Annotated in this window: 11 protein-coding genes; 5 read left to right on the top strand and 6 right to left on the bottom strand. The window is 67.2% G+C overall.

Annotation, left to right across the window (positions count from 1 at the left end; all coding sequences use genetic code 11):
• Positions 1–25: 25 nt before the first annotated feature.
• The 5 genes from MRBLWH11_RS03190 to chvE form a co-directional block, all read right to left on the bottom strand.
• A complete protein-coding gene (locus tag MRBLWH11_RS03190) occupies positions 26–796 on the bottom strand; it encodes an ATP-binding cassette domain-containing protein (RefSeq protein WP_116636083.1) in 771 nt (256 codons plus the stop codon).
• Entirely contained in the window at positions 793–1971 is a 1179-nt protein-coding gene (locus MRBLWH11_RS03185; protein WP_116636082.1) for an ROK family transcriptional regulator, read from the bottom strand. Before MRBLWH11_RS03185 ends, MRBLWH11_RS03190 begins: the two co-directional genes overlap by 4 nt.
• A gap of 37 nt (positions 1972–2008) precedes the next feature.
• Positions 2009–3187, bottom strand: coding sequence for a multiple monosaccharide ABC transporter permease (gene mmsB, locus MRBLWH11_RS03180; protein ID WP_116636081.1), 1179 nt, complete (start codon positions 3185–3187; stop codon positions 2009–2011).
• Positions 3184–4725, bottom strand: a complete 1542-nt coding sequence (gene mmsA / locus MRBLWH11_RS03175; RefSeq protein WP_341946647.1) for a multiple monosaccharide ABC transporter ATP-binding protein — start codon at positions 4723–4725, stop codon at positions 3184–3186. The genes mmsB and mmsA overlap by 4 nt, the downstream gene beginning before the upstream one ends.
• Before the next feature lie 67 nt (positions 4726–4792).
• A complete protein-coding gene (gene chvE / locus MRBLWH11_RS03170; protein WP_116636079.1) occupies positions 4793–5947 on the bottom strand; it encodes a multiple monosaccharide ABC transporter substrate-binding protein in 1155 nt (384 codons plus the stop codon).
• 1263 nt (positions 5948–7210) lie between these two features.
• Here chvE and MRBLWH11_RS03165 point away from each other — a divergent pair.
• The gene (locus MRBLWH11_RS03165; protein WP_341946646.1) at positions 7211–7606 is read left to right on the top strand and encodes a hypothetical protein; all 396 of its coding nucleotides are present in this window, start codon (positions 7211–7213) and stop codon (positions 7604–7606) included.
• A 927-nt stretch (positions 7607–8533) separates the two neighbouring features.
• Here the strand turns inward: MRBLWH11_RS03165 and MRBLWH11_RS03160 are convergent.
• Positions 8534–9190, bottom strand: a complete 657-nt coding sequence (locus MRBLWH11_RS03160) for a GntR family transcriptional regulator (protein ID WP_116636077.1) — start codon at positions 9188–9190, stop codon at positions 8534–8536.
• Positions 9191–9338: 148 nt separating this feature from the next.
• Between MRBLWH11_RS03160 and MRBLWH11_RS03155 the strand changes: the two genes are divergently transcribed.
• The 4 genes from MRBLWH11_RS03155 to MRBLWH11_RS03140 are packed head-to-tail and all read left to right on the top strand — an operon-like array spanning position 9339 to position 15785.
• Complete coding sequence (locus MRBLWH11_RS03155) at positions 9339–11438, top strand: beta-galactosidase (RefSeq protein WP_341946645.1); 2100 nt, start codon at positions 9339–9341, stop codon at positions 11436–11438.
• Entirely contained in the window at positions 11435–12829 is a 1395-nt protein-coding gene (gene gcvPA, locus MRBLWH11_RS03150) for an aminomethyl-transferring glycine dehydrogenase subunit GcvPA (protein WP_341946644.1), read from the top strand. Before MRBLWH11_RS03155 ends, gcvPA begins: the two co-directional genes overlap by 4 nt.
• Positions 12826–14439: an aminomethyl-transferring glycine dehydrogenase subunit GcvPB gene (gcvPB, locus tag MRBLWH11_RS03145; protein WP_341946643.1), complete on the top strand. Its 1614-nt coding sequence runs from the start codon at positions 12826–12828 to the stop codon at positions 14437–14439. Before gcvPA ends, gcvPB begins: the two co-directional genes overlap by 4 nt.
• A complete protein-coding gene (locus tag MRBLWH11_RS03140) occupies positions 14436–15785 on the top strand; it encodes an NAD(+)/NADH kinase (RefSeq protein WP_341946642.1) in 1350 nt (449 codons plus the stop codon). Before gcvPB ends, MRBLWH11_RS03140 begins: the two co-directional genes overlap by 4 nt.
• The last annotated feature ends 3 nt before the right edge of the window (positions 15786–15788 follow it).

The following is a 15788-nucleotide window of genomic DNA, read 5'->3' as shown; positions in this document are numbered from 1 at the left end:
GAGGGCACGGACTCCAGTGTTCGGCTCAGACCGCCGGGCGTGTACCCCGCGACGTTCCGATGATCGCCGCGATCAGGTCGGAGTGCTTCACCTCGGGCCCGCTGAACGAGCCGTTGTTCCTGCCGTGGCGGAGCACCTCGACGCGGTCGGAGACCGCCTGGATGTCGCCCAGGTTGTGACTGATGAAGATCACGCCGAGGCCCAGGTCGCGCAGGCGCTCGATGTGGGTGAGCACGTCAGCGGTCTGCGCCACGCTCAGCGAGGCGGTGGGCTCGTCCAGCACGACCAGGCGCGGCTGGCTGATCAGCGTGCGCGCGATCGCGACCGCCTGCCGCTGCCCGCCCGACAGCGTGCTGAGCGGCGCCCGGATGGAGGGGATGCTCGCGCCGAGGTCGTCGATGGCCTGACGTGTCGCCGACTCCATGTCCGCCTCGCGCAGCATGCCCTTCGAGGTGCGCAGCTCGCGGCCGAGGAAGACGTTGGCCGTCACGTCGAGGTTCTCGCAGACCGCCAGGTCCTGGAAGACGGTGGCGATGCCCAGCGCGTGCGCGTCGGCGGGCGAGCCGATGTCGACCGTCTCTCCGGCGATTCGGATCTCGCCGTCGGTCGGGTCCAGCGCCCCGGAGATGATCTTCGCGAGCGTGGACTTTCCGGCGGCGTTGTCGCCGATGAGGCCCACGACCTCGCGCGCGTTCACCGTGAAGTCGACGTCGACGAGGGCTTCCACGGCGCCGAAGCGCTTCGTGATGCCGTTCATGGCGAGCAGCGGTTCCGCCTGCGATGCGGTGATGCTCATGTGCGGTCCTCGAGCAGCTGCGACGGATCGGTCGCCTGGAGGATGTGGATCGTCGCGCCGACGAGCACCGCGTCCTTGCCGAAGGAGGTGGGGACCGGGTCGCGGCGAGCGGCTCGGCTCTGGGGTGCGTGATCGCGGACAGCCGAGGCGAAGGGCAGGAGGAAGATCGGTCCGGCATCCACCAGCTCTCCGCCGACGGTGATGACCTCGGGGGCGACCGACTGGCAGACGCCGGCGACGACTCGACCGAGCAGCGTGGCGGCATCCGCGATCACGCGCGCGCAGCCGGGGTCTCCGGATGCCGCCTGCGCGATCACATCCCGGAAGGTGACCTGGCCGTACGTGGCACGCAGGGGTGCGGTGATGGCCTCGGCGCCGACGAGCGTCTCGAGGCAGCCGCGCTGCCCGCAGGCGCAGATGGATCCGGACGGATCGACCTGCACGTGTCCGATCTCGCCCGCGGTGCCCGAGCCTCCGCGGTAGAGGCGAGAGCCCAGCACGATGCCGGCGCTCGTCGTGTACGAGGCATGCACGAACAGGCTGTCCTCGACGTCGCGGGCCGTGCCGAGGGTGGCCTCGGCGAGAGCGGCGAGGTTCGCATCCTTCTCGACGAGCACCGGGCAGCCGAGACGCTGCTGCACGACCTCGGCGACCGGCTGATCCTCCCACCGGCGCATCACGCCGCGGTAGGCGATGAGTCCGGATTCGGGGTCGATCGGTGCGGGAACCGCGATGCAGACGCCCACCAGGTCGTCGGCATCCGCCGCGATCATGGCGAGCATGTCGATGAGGAGCAGAGTGATGCGATCGAGCACCGTGTCTTCGGCGTGGTCGGCCGGAAGCGGCATCGAGCGATCGGCGAGGACGTCTTGGCCGACGTCGCTGAGTCGCACGCGCATGCTGCGGCTGCCGATCTGCACGGCCGCCACGAGCCCCGCCCGGCGGGCGATCGTGACGAGCTGGGCTCGCCGCCCGCTCCGCGAGGTGGGGTGCGTCTCCACCAGACCCGTCTGCGAGAGCTCCTTCACGATCGCCGACACCGTGGCCGTCGACAGGCGCGTCGCTTCGGCGAGCTCGACCTGAGTGAGCCCGCCGAAGCGCTTGACCGCATCGACGATCTTCGCGGTGTTGGCCTCGCGCAGTCCCGACTGGGAACCGCCGGGCCATCTGCTCATAGCGGGAGCCTACCGCGCAGTGCCGTCGTCGCCGAGGTCAGCGCGCGGCTCCGGCGCGACGCTTGTTCCAGACGTCGAACGCCACGGCGATCAGCAGCACGAGACCCTTCACGACCTGCTGGGTCGCCTGGTCGAGGCCCATGAGCTGCATGCCGTTGCTCATCACGGCCATGATCAGGCCACCGATGATGGCTCCGCCCACGCGGCCGACGCCACCGGTCACCGCGGCGCCGCCGATGAAGCAGGCCGCGATCGCATCGAGCTCGAACATGTTGCCGGCGCCCGGCTGCGCGCCGTTGGTGCGAGACGAGAAGACAACACCCGCGACACCGGCGAGCATGCCCATGTTGACGAAGATCCAGAAGTTGATCTTCCGCACGTTCACACCGCTGAGCAGCGCCGCGTGCAGGTTGCCGCCGATGGCGTACACGTGGCGGCCGAACACGCTCTTCTGCGTGATGACCGAGTACGCGATGATCAGCACGGCCAGGATGATCAGCACGAAGGGCAGACCACGGCTGATCGACAGCTGGTAGCCGAACCACATCACGACGGCGGCGACGAGGGCGATCTTGACGATGAACCAGGGCAGTGCCTCGATCGTCTGCTGATGCGCGATCTTGGAACGGCGTGAGCGCACCTGCCAGACCGCGTACCCCACGACACCGAACGCGAAGATGGCGAGCGTGAACACGTCGACGCCGTAGCCGCCGAAGAGTCCGTTGATGAATCCGTTCGCGATCTGGTAGTAGGTGCCGCCGAAGGGCGAGAGCGAGACGTTCTGGAGCACGAGGAACGTGAGCCCGCGGAAGAGCAGCATGCCGGCGAGCGTCACGATGAACGCCGGGATGCCGACGAACGCGACCCAGAAGCCCTGCCAGGCTCCGACGAGCAGACCGACCGCGATCGCCGCGATCACGCCGACCCACCACGGGTACTGCCCGCGGATCACGACGACCGCGGCGACGGCGCCGGTGAGCGCCACGACCGAGCCGACCGAGAGGTCGATGTGCCCGGCGATGATGATGATCACCATGCCGATCGCGAGGATCAGGATGTAGGAGTACTGCAGGATGATGTTGGTGATGTTGCCGGGGGAGAGGAACGTCGGGTTCAGGATCGCGAAGAAGGCGACGATCGCGACGAACGCGACGAGGATGCCGCTCTGACGCAGATTCCGCGTCGCGAGACTCATCAGGTTGCTGACGCCGTTCATGATGCGGCCGTCCTTTCGACAGTCATGAGGTGCATGAGGTTCTCCTGGGTTGCCTGGGCGATCGGCACTTCGCCGGTGATCCTGCCGAAAGCCAGTGTGTAGATGCGGTCGCAGATGCCGAGGAGCTCCGGCAGCTCGGACGAGATGACCAGCACGCCCTTTCCTTCGGCGACCAGTCGATTGATGATCGTGTAGATCTCGTACTTCGCCCCGACATCGATCCCGCGGGTCGGCTCATCGAGGATGAGGACGTCGGGTCCGGTCTGGATCCATTTGCTCAGCACGACCTTCTGCTGGTTGCCGCCCGAGAGGTTGCCGACCATCTGCAGGACCGTGGGCGACTTGATGTTGAGCTCGGCCTTGTACTGCTCAGCGACCTTGAGCTCGCGGTTCGCGTCGATCCAGCCGCCGGGGCTGATCATGCGCAGCGACGCCATCGTGATGTTGTGACGGATGTCGTCGATGAGGTTGAGACCGAACTTCTTACGGTCCTCCGTGGCGTAGGCGATGCCGGCGCGGATCGCCGCGCTCGTCGTCGACGTGTCGACCTGCTTGCCGCGCACGAACACCTTGCCGCTGGCGTTGCGTCCGTAGGTGCGGCCGAAGACGCTCATCGCCAGCTCGGTGCGCCCGGCGCCCATGAGGCCGGCGATGCCGACGACCTCGCCGGCGCGCACCGTCAGCGACGCGTCGTCGACCATGACGCGGCCGGGCTGCGTGGGGTGATGCACGGTCCAGTGCTCGATGCGGAGGACCTCGTCGCCGATGTCCGGCGTGCGCTCGGGGTAGCGGTTGGCGAGGTCGCGGCCGACCATCGCGCGGATGATCGTCTCCTGCGTCGACTCCGGATCGCTCATGTCGAGCGTCACGATCGTCTTGCCGTCGCGGATGACGGTCGTGCGGTCGGCGATCGCGGCGATCTCGTTGAGCTTGTGCGAGATGATGATCGACGTCATCCCCTCGTCGCGCAGGCGCCGGAGCAGATCGAGCAGATGAGCGGAGTCGGTGTCGTTCAGCGCCGCCGTGGGCTCGTCGAGGATGAGCAGGCGCACGTTCTTCGAGAGAGCCTTCGCGATCTCGATGAGCTGCTGCTTGCCGACGCCGAGCTGTGACACCGGCGCCGTCGGGTCCTCGTCGAGGCCGACCTGGGCCATCAGACGGGAGGCCTCCGCGTTGGCGCGGTCCCAGTCGATCAGTCCGCCTCGGCCCCGGCGCTCATTGCCGAGGAAGATGTTCTCGGCGACGCTGAGGTGCGGGATGAGGGCGAGCTCCTGATGGATGATCACGATGCCGACGCTCTCGGAATCGTTGATGGAGCCGAACGTCGCCTCTTCGCCCTCGTAGACGATCTCCCCCTCGTAGCTGCCGTGGGGGTAGACGCCCGAGAGCACCTTCATGAGCGTGGACTTCCCCGCGCCGTTCTCTCCGCAGATCGCGAGGATCTCGCCGGGCTTCACATCGAGGTCGACGCCTTGGAGGGCCTTCACCCCCGGGAAGCTCTTCTCGATGTTGCGCATCTCCAGGATGGCTGTCGTCATGGACGGTGTCCTTCCGATCGAGCTGTGGGGCGCGCGGCCGTCCGGCCGCGCGCCCCACGGTCAGGGACTATTCGGCGACGCCTGCGTCGACCTCGGCCTGGGTCCAGTAACCGGAGTCGATGAGGAGCGACGTGATGTTGTCCTTGTAGACGATGTCCGACTGGAGCAGGTACGACGGGACGATCTTCACGCCGTTGTCGTAGGTCTTCGTGTCGTTGGCCTCGGGCTCGTCACCCTGGAGCATGGCCTCGGCGACCACGACCGACTGCTCGGCGAGCTTGCGCGTGTCCTTGAAGATCGAGGCGAACTGCACGCCCTGATTGATCAGGCTGACCGAGCCGATCTCGGCATCCTGACCGGTCACGATCGGGAGTCCGGCCTCGATGTTCGCGCCGAGTCCACCGGTGCCCTGCAGCGCCGTGATGATGCCTCGGGAGAGACCGTCGTAGGGCGAGAGCACTCCGTCGAGCTTCGTGCCGTTGCCGTACGTCGAGGTCAGCAGGTCTTCCATGCGCTTTTGCGCCGTCTCCTGCTGCCAGCGCAGGATCGCGGCCTGCTCGATGTCGGTCTGACCCGACGGCACTGCCAGCACGCCGTCGTCGATGAACGGCTGCAGGGTGTCGATCGCGCCCTGCCAGAAGAAGTGCGCGTTGTTGTCGTCGAGGGATCCGGCGAAGAGCTCGATGTTGAACGGGCCCTTGACGTCGGTCTCCTTGCCGTCCGCGTCGAGCACGCCGAGGCCCACGAGCAGCGAGGTCGCCTGCTGGACCCCGACCTTGTAGTTGTCGAAGGTGACGTAGAAGTCGACGTTCTCGCTGTCGCGGATCAGTCGGTCGTAGGAGATGACCGGGATGTTCGCGGCCGCTGCGGCGTCGAGCTGCGAAGAGAGCGCCGTGCCGTCGATGGCGGCGATGATCAGGAGATCGGCGCCCTTGGTGATCATCTGGTCGATCTGCTGACCCTGGGTGGGGATGTCGTCGCCGGCGTACTGCAGGTCGACCTGGTAGCCCGAGTCCTCGAGGCCCGCCTCGACGGCGCTGCCGTCGGCGATCCAGCGCTCGGAGGTCTGCGTGGGCATGGACACGCCGATCAGCAGGTCGCCCTTGTCGACCGAGCCCTTGTCGTCGCCGCCGCCCGCTGAGCCGGCGCCGCCGCCACCGCATCCCGCGAGGGCGAGCGCCCCCACCAGGCCGAGTGCGGCCAGTGCATACTTCTTCTTCATTCCGAGCTCCTTCGCTGTGAACGGCGGCGTCGTTCTCGACGCCGTGCGAACCCGCTTCGGTGATGGTTCGCTTGAGCAACTTTCTTGAGTTCGAGACTCGAAGTCAAGCCGCTGTGATGGTTTCGTTACAGTCGCGAGATCATCCATCGAACGTTGAAATCTCGGGAAAGGCTTGTTCGTGCAGAGTTCGAGACGTGAAGACAGGCGGTTCGTCGTACCGCGTGCAGGCACGTCTTCCCCGCCATCGTATGTTGACGTCGACATGTGGAGCGAGCGCGACGCTCATCCGTTGAGGTGGCGAGCCGGAAATGGGAGTGCCTGCTGAGGAGACCGCTTCCACCCTGAGAAGGGCCGAGCCTGGAGTGCAGATCGCTTTCACCGGGAGACCCGGGATCTGTGTAGTTACGAACTTGTTATCGACTTCTCGTCGCGCTGGAATCTCGGCATCCGCTATTTCTTAGCTATGCGGCCGCAGTACCTCCGCAGCTCGTCCTTCGAAGGGTCCGCGTGTGGTCGGTGTTGTTCGAGGCATCCTCGCCTCGCTGCCTTGTCGCTGCGCTCGTTGTGATCGCCCCGGATTCGGCGGCGGTGGCCGACGCGATGATCGCGTAGAGGATGAGTTCAGGGCCCCCGGCATCCGCACCGATCGAGAACCGCGACATCCCCGAGAACGGCCAGCGGTCAAACGAGGATGTCGAGCGTTGGGGTGGTGAGCCCGATGAAGCATTCCATGATCATGGTTTTTGATTGCATTGTCTTGTTCGCTCTCTTTGCATTCAGGTCGCTATATTTGTTGGTGTTGATACCCGTAACCTTCCTTGGATGGATCTTCGTCCACGCGTGGTGGCAGAAATCTAGTTATGGCGCGTGTTTGGGTTGGTACGACTGGAATATCTTTGTGCTTCTCGTGACCGGATTAGTTGGAGCCCGCATGGATAGGTACGGTCGAGGTATGCGTCATGTCAGGCTGGTAGATATGAGCGCAGTCTCACACAGAGTGGGACGAATGGGGCGAACGCTAAGTAACCTGGAAAGTAACTCATCGCAATTGAGGATATGACCGGGGTCTGATCCAAACCAGGTTGCGGGAAATCAAATCTCTGGCTAATGCACGAGGCACCCACAATTCGGAATAAAATCCACTCGATGGAGTGAGGCGATATGCGAGATAGGCCCCTCAGGGCAGTGTCTGTGATCCTCTTGCTCCCGATCTTCGTCCTGAGTGGGTGCTTCATGGGGTCAGGGAATGAGGAACCGATCTCGGTGACGCTGCGAGACGGAGAATACGTACTTCATTGGTGTGGTGACGCGACCGAAGAGTACAAATACCTCCAGATCAAGTTCGCAGAATATGCGCCGGATCGAGTGGACGGTGACGCCTTTCGGGGAGCAGGACTCTTCTCGCTCAATGCCGGGGATGAGTTCACGGTATCGTCGCCACCGTCCGGGGTCGTGCCCAGCGTTCAGAGCCAGATCCCGGTGTCCGAGAATGCGTTGCAGCTGTTCCTGCGCGCGGGTTCGTCAGAAGATGAACTCGACGGGATTCGGGCGATCTACCGCATAGACCACCCATCCGACCTTCAAGATCGGTGGCTGTACCCATCGGGCAGCATCGAGGACGAGCCCTGCGCGATGAGGGGAGCGGCGGGCGGAGGCTGATGATGCTGAAGTCGAGTGCAGAATCGCCACCCTGGGCGAAGGATTCCCGGGTGCCGCCCGGGCCGGAAGCTCAGCTTTGTGGTTGCCGCGCGGACAGTCACGACGACCCGGCAACTCGGTATGCTCATCGACAGGTGATGGTGACGACCTTGTTCCATCTCGGCGGACCGACCAAGGCTGGCAACGCGGCCGGAGTGGGCGGAGCGATGTTCTCCTTCGCGCAATCTGCGGCGCGGCAGTTCGTCCCTACCGGAGAGAGGTCGCGGATTTGAGGCCTCTGATACCGCAGCTGTACATGGTCGACTACGGGTCGTGGGTCGTATTTCTCGTAGTACTACTAGCAACCCCACTTCCTTTCTTGACGCTGGGCCACGTGACTCTCGGCAGCTGTGTTGCGACCCTGATCATTGGCGTGACTGCGGTTGGTTCGCTCGTCATGATCTTGATGCGCGGTCACGGACTCCGCCGGCTGGCACGAAAGGTCGCGGAGCGACGCGACGGGTGGGCAATCGCTTTCGACGAAGCGCAACTGCAGAACAGCGGCGGAGTTCCTCACCGGGAGTTCAGGAATGGATCGATATGCGTCGATCCAAGTGGCGAGATCAGCGTTTGGGAGGGGCATGGAGAAACCCCGGTCGCTGCGTACTCGAAGGAGAGTTTCGTCGTCGCACACAGCACGCACGCCTACAGATTCTTCTGCTACGCAGTGATTATCATCGACTTGGCTGACTCGCGGAGGCTGACGATTCGTCCCCTCAAACCTCGGGGACCATCATGGCGGGTCGGCATGACGCGTCGAGAGAGCATAGACGCCGCCTCTCGTATTTCCCGAAGTGCTGACTCTGGTGCCACGTAACGGATCGGGACTGCGCGGGTCTCGCGAAGAAGAGATCGATGCGGCGATCGCCGACATTCGGGCGGCGATCGCTACGCGGTGAAGTAGCTGCTCGTCGCGTTGTCGAGGATGCGCTGCATGCCGTGCAGCCAGTTGAGCTTCAGCGCCTCGACGGCGCCGGGGATGTCGCCCGCGGCCAGGCGGCGGGCGATCTCGGCGTGCTCGGCGGCCACGCGCTCGACCTTCACGTCTTCCGGGACGAGCAGCGACTCGTAGCGGTGGAAGGAGCTGCGCACACTCTCGATGACCGCGAGTAGACGCGTGTTCGGGCAGGCCGACAGCATGACGCTGTGCCACTCGTCGTCCTTGGTGATGACGAGCTGGTGCTCGACGAGCTCGTCGGCGAAGGCATCCGCCATCTCTTTCAGACGGATGCCGATCTCGCGCAGCTCGTCGGGCGGGCTGAGCTCGAGCGCGAGGCTCTCCAGGGCGGCCATGACGGGAGCGAGGTCGCGGAATTCCGAGGCGCTGAGCGGCACGAACCGGAAGCCCTTGCCGTTCTCGCTCTCGATCTGGCCCTCGGATTCCAGGGCGATGAGTGCTTCGCGCAGCGGTGTGCGGCTGACACCGAGCTCGGTAGCCAGCTGCACCTCGTTGATGCCCTCGCCGGGCTGCACGAGGCCGGCTCGCATCCGCTCCAGAAGCTCCGCACGCACCTGCGAGCGCAGGTTCCTGCGTTCGATCGCCATGCCTCTCCCGTTCTGCCGCCTGCCCGTCAGCCTATGGGTTGACGGCCTCTGAACGACGTCCTAGTCTGTGTATACAGAATACAACCGGTTCCGGAAAAGCGCCAGAGCGAGACCGTGACTGCAGGGGAGAACTCAGAGAGGAGCCGTCGTGCCCGCATCCGCAGCCGACCAGCCGATCCGGCGCGTCCGCCTCGACGCGCTCGCCTACGGCGGCGACTACAACCCCGACCAGTGGTCGGAGGAGACCTGGCACGAAGACATCCGCCTGATGCGCGAGGCGGGCGTGAACATGGTTAGCCTGCCGATCTTCAGCTGGCCGCAACTCGAACCCGAACCCGGCGTCTACGACTGGGCCTGGCTCGACCGCATCATCGACCTGCTCTGGGATGCCGGCATCGCGATCGACCTCGCCACCGCCACTGCGACCCCTCCTTCGTGGCTGTTGCGCGCGCACCCCGAGATGGCGCCGTGGGATGCTGACGGCCACCGCCTCGAGTTCGGATCCCGGCAGACCTACTGCCCGTCGTCGCCGGTCTGGCGCGAGAACGTCGCACGCATGGCCCGCGCCATGGCCGAGCGCTACGGCGCACACCCGGGGCTCGCGATGTGGCACATCTCGAACGAGTACGGCGACCACACGTCCCGCTGCTGGTGCCCCGAGTCGGCACGCCACTTCCGCCGCTGGCTGCGCGATCGCTACGGCGACCTCGACGGACTCAACGAGGCCTGGGGCGTCAACGTGTGGGGCCAGCGCTACACGTCGTGGGAGCACATCGAGACGCCGAAGAAGGCGCCCGGTCCGGTCAATCCGACCAAGCTCCTCGACTTCGAGCGGTTCTCGTCCGATGCGCTGCTCGAGCTGTTCCAGCTCGAGATCGACGTGCTCCGCGAGGTCACGCCCGACATCGCGGTGACCACGAACTTCATGAGCATGTTCCGCGACCTCGACTACTGGGACTTCGCGGCCGTCGAAGACGTGGTCACCGATGACGCCTACCCCGAGCCCGCCGACCCGACCTCGCACGTCGGCGCCGCCCTCAACTACGGACTCATGCGCTCGCTCAAGGGCGGGCAGCCCTGGCTGCTGCTCGAATCGTCGGCCAGCGCCACGAGCTGGCGAGACGTGAACGTGCCGAAGGCCCCGGGCAAGATCCGCGTCGAGAGCCTGCAGGCCGTCGCGAACGGATCGGATGCCGTGATGTTCTTCCAGTGGCGTCAGGCCCGGTACGGGCAGGAGAAGTTCCACTCGTCGATGCTCGGCCACCGCGGCGAGCGGTCGCGCAGTTTCCGAGAGACCAAGGCCCTCGGGCTCGAGCTGAAGAAGCTCGAGCCGGTGCGCGGCACCCGGGTGCGCTCGCGGGTGGCGTTGGTCGTCGACTGGGATTCCTGGTGGGGCATCAGCGCGGTCGAGTCGCTCCCCTCGCAGCGACTGCAGTGGGCGCAGCAGGCCCGCGCCTGGCACCGGGCCCTGTACACGCTGGGTCAGCCGACGGATGCCGTGCGCGCCACGGGTCCGTTCGACGCGTACGACGTGGTCGTGGTGCCGAACCTCTACATCGTCGAGCAGCCGCAGGCCGATGCGCTCCGTGCGTTCGTCGAGCGCGGCGGGCATCTGGTGGTCGGGCCGTTCTCGGGTGTCGTGGACGCGACCGAGAAGGTGCACGAGGGCGGAGCGCCCGGTCTGCTGCGCGACCTGCTCGGCATCGAGGTCGACGAGCAGTGGCCGATCGCCGACGGACTGACCTCGCTCATCGACTACGCGGGTGAGAGCCTCACCGTGCCGCAGTGGAGCGAGTGGCTCGAGGCCGACGGCGACGTCGAGGTGCGCGGGACGTATGTCGGCGGCGAGCTCGACGGCCTCCCCGCCGTCACGCGGCATGCGGTCGGCACCGGCTCCGCCTGGTACCTCAGCGCGATCGTCGAGCCCGAGGGCATGCTGCCGATCTTCCGGGATGTGCTGCTCACGGCCGGACTCCCGGCCCGCGACCGCACCGACGTCGACGTCGAGGTCGTCACCCGCGCCGACAGCGACACCGACTACACGTTCTACCTGAACCACGGACGCGCTCCGGTCTCGGTCGACATCGCCGGTGCGGGCACCGATCTGCTCACCGGCATCCGTCATTCCGGGCGTCTGGATCTCGACCGCTACGGCGTCGCTGTCCTCGCGTCGCCCCGGTCCGACGCCATCCCGTTCGCCACTCTGGCCCCGCCTCTGCACGACCACGATCCGAAGGAGGAAGCATGACGACGTTCGTGCATCCGTACATCCCCAACACGGCACCCGAATCGCGCGCGGCGATGCTCGAGGCCGTCGGCGCCGAGTCCGTCGAGGAGTTCTACGCCGACGTCCCGGCGTCGCTCCGTCTGAACCGCCCGCTCGACCTGCCGGCCCCCCTGATCGCCGAGCAGGATCTCGCGCGCCACGTGCGCGGCATCCTCGCGACGAACCGCTCGACCGAGGAGCGTCTGAGCTTCCTCGGCGCCGGCACCTACAACCACTATGTGCCCGCCGTCGTCGACGAGGTGATCCGCCGCAGCGAGTTCCTCACCGCGTACGCCGGCGAGCCCTACGAAGATCACGGGCGCTTCCAGGCGCTGTTCGAGTACCAGTCGCTGATGGCCGAGCTGCTCGCGATGGATGTCGTGAACGTGCCGACCTACGACGGATACCAGGCCACGGCCACGGGGCTGGCGATGGCCGGACGCCTCACCGGCCGCGGCCGCGTGCTGGCGCTGAGCGACGTGCTGCCGGAGAAGCTCTCGAAGGTGCACGACTACATCCGCACGAGCCTCGCGATCGAGCAGGTCGCGCCCTCCGACGGCACCGCCGACCTCGACGCCCTGAAGGGCTTGCTGGGCGACGACGTCGCCGCCGTCTGGATCGAGACGCCCAGCGCCACCGGCGCCGTCGAGACCCGCCTGGCCGCGATCGCCGAGGCCGCGCACGCGGTCGGCGCGATCGTCGTGGTCGGCACCGACCCGATCGGCTACGGGGTGTTGACGCCGCCGTCGATGCAGGGCGCCGACATCGTCACCGGCGACATCCAGTCGCTGGGGCTGCACCAGTGGTTCGGCGGGGCGCACGCCGGTTTCATCGCCGTGCACGACGACGAGCGCTTCGTCATGGAGATGCCCTCGCGCCTGTTCGGGCTCGAATCCACCGATGTGCCAGGAGAGTACGGCTTCGGCGACGTCGCCTACGAGCGCACCTCGTTCGCGCAGCGCGAAGAGGGTAAGGAGTGGGTCGGTACGGCAGCCGCGCTGTGGGGCATCGCCACCGGCGTCTACCTCTCGCTGATGGGCCCCGCGGGCATGGCCGAGCTGGGCGAGCTGCTGCTGGCCCGCACGCGCTATGCGCAGCAGAAGCTCGCGGCGATCCCGGGTGTGGAGCTCGGCGACACCGCGCTGCACCTGCGCGAGTTCACGGTCAGGTTCGTCGCCGCGCGTGCCGCCGACGTCGTCACGGCGCTCCGCGCCCAGGGCATCGAACCCGGGATCGCGCTCGACGAGCGGACGCTGCTGGTGTGCGTGACCGAGGCCACCTCGGCCGCCGACATCGACCGCCTGGCCGACGCGATCGCGGCCTTCACCTCCGACACCGGATCTTCCGACACGACGAAGGAGCACGGCGCATGAGCCTCCCCATCGCCCCCACCACCGGCCCGCGCCGCTTCCACCAGGCCAGCTGGAACGAGCCGATCATCTTCGAGCTGTCCACCCCGGGCGAGCGGGGCGTGTCGATCACGCCCGTCGAGCCGAACGTGCGCGACGCGGTCGGCGATGTGCTCGCCGATCTGCCCGAGGGGATGCGGCGGTCCGCGCCGCCCGCGCTGCCCGAGATCGCGCAGATGCGCGTGCTCAAGCACTACCTGCGGCTGTCGCAGGAGAATCTCGGCTCCGACCTCAACATCGACATCGGCCAGGGCACCTGCACCATCAAGTACTCGCCGAAGATCAACGACCAGCTCATCGAGGTGCCGCAGCTGCGGGCGCTGCACCCGGCGCAGGACCCGGCCGACACGCAGGGCGCACTGGAGCTGATCTGGCGACTCGAGCAGATGATGCAGGAGATCTCCGGGATGGATGCCGTCTCGCTCGCCTCTCCCGGCGGATCGGCCGGCATCTGGACGAACATCGCGATGATCCGGGCGTACCACGAGTCCCGCGGCGAGGGGGATCAGCGCGACGAGGTCATCACGACGATCTTCAGCCACCCGTCCAACGCCGCCGCCGCCAAGGTCGCGGGGTACAAGATCATCACGATCTACCCGGATGCCGACGGCTACCCGGACCTCGATGCGCTGAAGGCCGCGCTGTCCGAGCGGACCGCGGCGATCATGGTGACGAACCCCGAGGACACCGGCATCTACAACCCGGCCATCCGGGAGTGGGTCGACGCCGCGCACGCGGTCGGAGCCCTCGCCTCATACGACCAGGCCAACGCCGCCGGCATCCTCGGCATCACCCGTGCGCGCGACGCCGGCTTCGACGTCTGCCAGTTCAACCTGCACAAGACGTTCTCAGCCCCGCACGGCAGCGGCGGCCCGGGAGCTGCGGCCAACGCGGTCTCTGCGGCGCTGGCGCCGTTCCTCCCCGGACCGCGGGTCGAGAAGGTCGACGGTCGCTTCGTGGTGCGCGAACCCGGCGAGCTGTCGATCGGGCACGTCGCGCCGGCGCACGGAGTCATCCTGCACGTGGTGCGTGCGTACGCGTGGATCATGGCGCTCGGCGCGGAAGGCCTGCTGACCGCGTCGCAGATCGCCGTGCTGAACAACAACTACCTGCTGAAGAAGGTGCTCGAGATCCCCGGAGCCTCGGCGCCCTACGCGACCGGACGACGCCGCATCGAGCAGGTGCGGTATTCCTGGCAGGAGCTGTTCGAGGACACCGGCATCACGTCGGAGGAGATCGGCATCCGCATGGCCGACTACGGCTTCCACTACTGGACGAGTCACCACCCCTACGTGGTGCCGCAGCCGTTCACGCTCGAGCCGACCGAGTGCTACTCGAAGGCCGAGATCGACGAGTACGTCACGGCGCTCGCCCGTGTGGCCCAGGAGGCGCGCGAGGACCCGGAGCTGGTCCGCACGGCCCCACACAACCAGACCGTGCACCACACGCATCACGATTCCCTGGACGACCCGGCGCTCTGGGCCGTCACCTGGCGCGCGTACCGGCGGAAGTATCTCAATGACGTGCCTACGGATGCTGTCGAGTCGATCCTCGAGGAGTCCATCGCCTCGTGATCGGACTGGTCGTCAACCCTGTCGCCGGAGTCGGCGGGCCTGCGGGCCTGGCCGGCTCCGACGGCGCGGACGTGCAGCGTCTCGCGGTCTCGCGAGGTGCGCGTTCGCGCGTGCAGGAGCGGGCGGCCCTGGCTTTGACGGTGCTGGCGGCGCAGCATCCGGGTCTCGTCGTGGCCACCGCAGTCGGCGAGATGGGCGCGGATGCCGTGCGCGCCGCGGGTCTCGTGCCGTGCGTCGTGTATGCGCCGCGCTCATCCCGGTCGTTGAGCGAGAGAGCCCTTGGCGACCGAGACGAAACGCCGTCTGCCGCGGTCGACCTCGGAGGCACGCGTTTCGTCTCGCCTGCGGCTCGCTCAACGACCGAGGGGGTGGACACCTCTCGTGCTGTCGCGGCAGTCGCTGCTGCCGGAGCAGACCTCCTGCTCGTCGTGGGCGGCGACGGCACGTTGCGGGATGCGGCGGCCGGACTCGGTGCGGCCGGTGCCGCGTTCGCAATTCAGTCAGAATTCCCGGTGCCGAGTGGTTCGGGGAGGTTGGAGACCGGTTCCGGCGAATCCTTGCTGAATTGCGAACCGAGCGACCGGGAGCCCGACGCCCGGATGCCGGCGATCCTCGGCATCCCGGCCGGCGTGAAGATGTACTCGCCCGTGTTCGCCGTGAGCCCGCGGGCGGCGGGAGCGCTCGCCGCGGACTGGGTGACCCGCGGTGGACTGCCCACCGACGACCGCGAGGTGCTCGACATCGACGAGGCCGCGATGCGCCGGGCGCGCGTCGAGCCCACTCTTCACGCGATGCTCCGGGTGCCCTATCTTCCGGGGCGCACCCAGGCGCGGAAGGCCGCGACGCCGGCGTCCGAAGCCGCGGCCGTCACGTCCGCCGCGCGCGGAGCAGTGGCGCGGATGCGGCCCGGCATCCGCTATCTGCTCGGTCCCGGTGGCACCACCGGCGAAGTCGCCCGGCAGCTCGGCGTGCAGGGCAGTCCGCTCGGCGTCGACGTGATCCTCGACGGCGCAGTCGTCGTGCGCGGCGCGAGCGAGCAGCAGCTCCTCGCCGAGATCGCCCGGGGGCCCGCTCAGGCCGTGGTCACGGTCATCGGCGGGCAGGGCTTTCTGCTCGGCCGGGGCAACCAGCAGCTCTCGGCATCCGTGCTCCGTGCCCTCGGAGACGATCCGCTGCTCGTCGTCGCGCCCGAGCAGAAGCTCATCGACCTGCATGGCCGTCCCCTGCTGGTCGACACCGGCGATCTCGAGCTCGATGCGCGGCTCGCCGGGCACGTCCGCATCGTCACCGGGGTCGGCGCGAGCAGCCAGTACGCCGTGACGGCCCCCGAACTCACCCCCGTCTGAACG

The sequence above is a fragment of the Microbacterium sp. LWH11-1.2 genome, assembly GCF_038397745.1.
GTDB lineage: Bacteria > Actinomycetota > Actinomycetes > Actinomycetales > Microbacteriaceae > Microbacterium.
The sequence above is the reverse complement of the archived record's forward strand: the minus strand, read 5'-3'. Positions and strand labels throughout refer to the sequence as shown.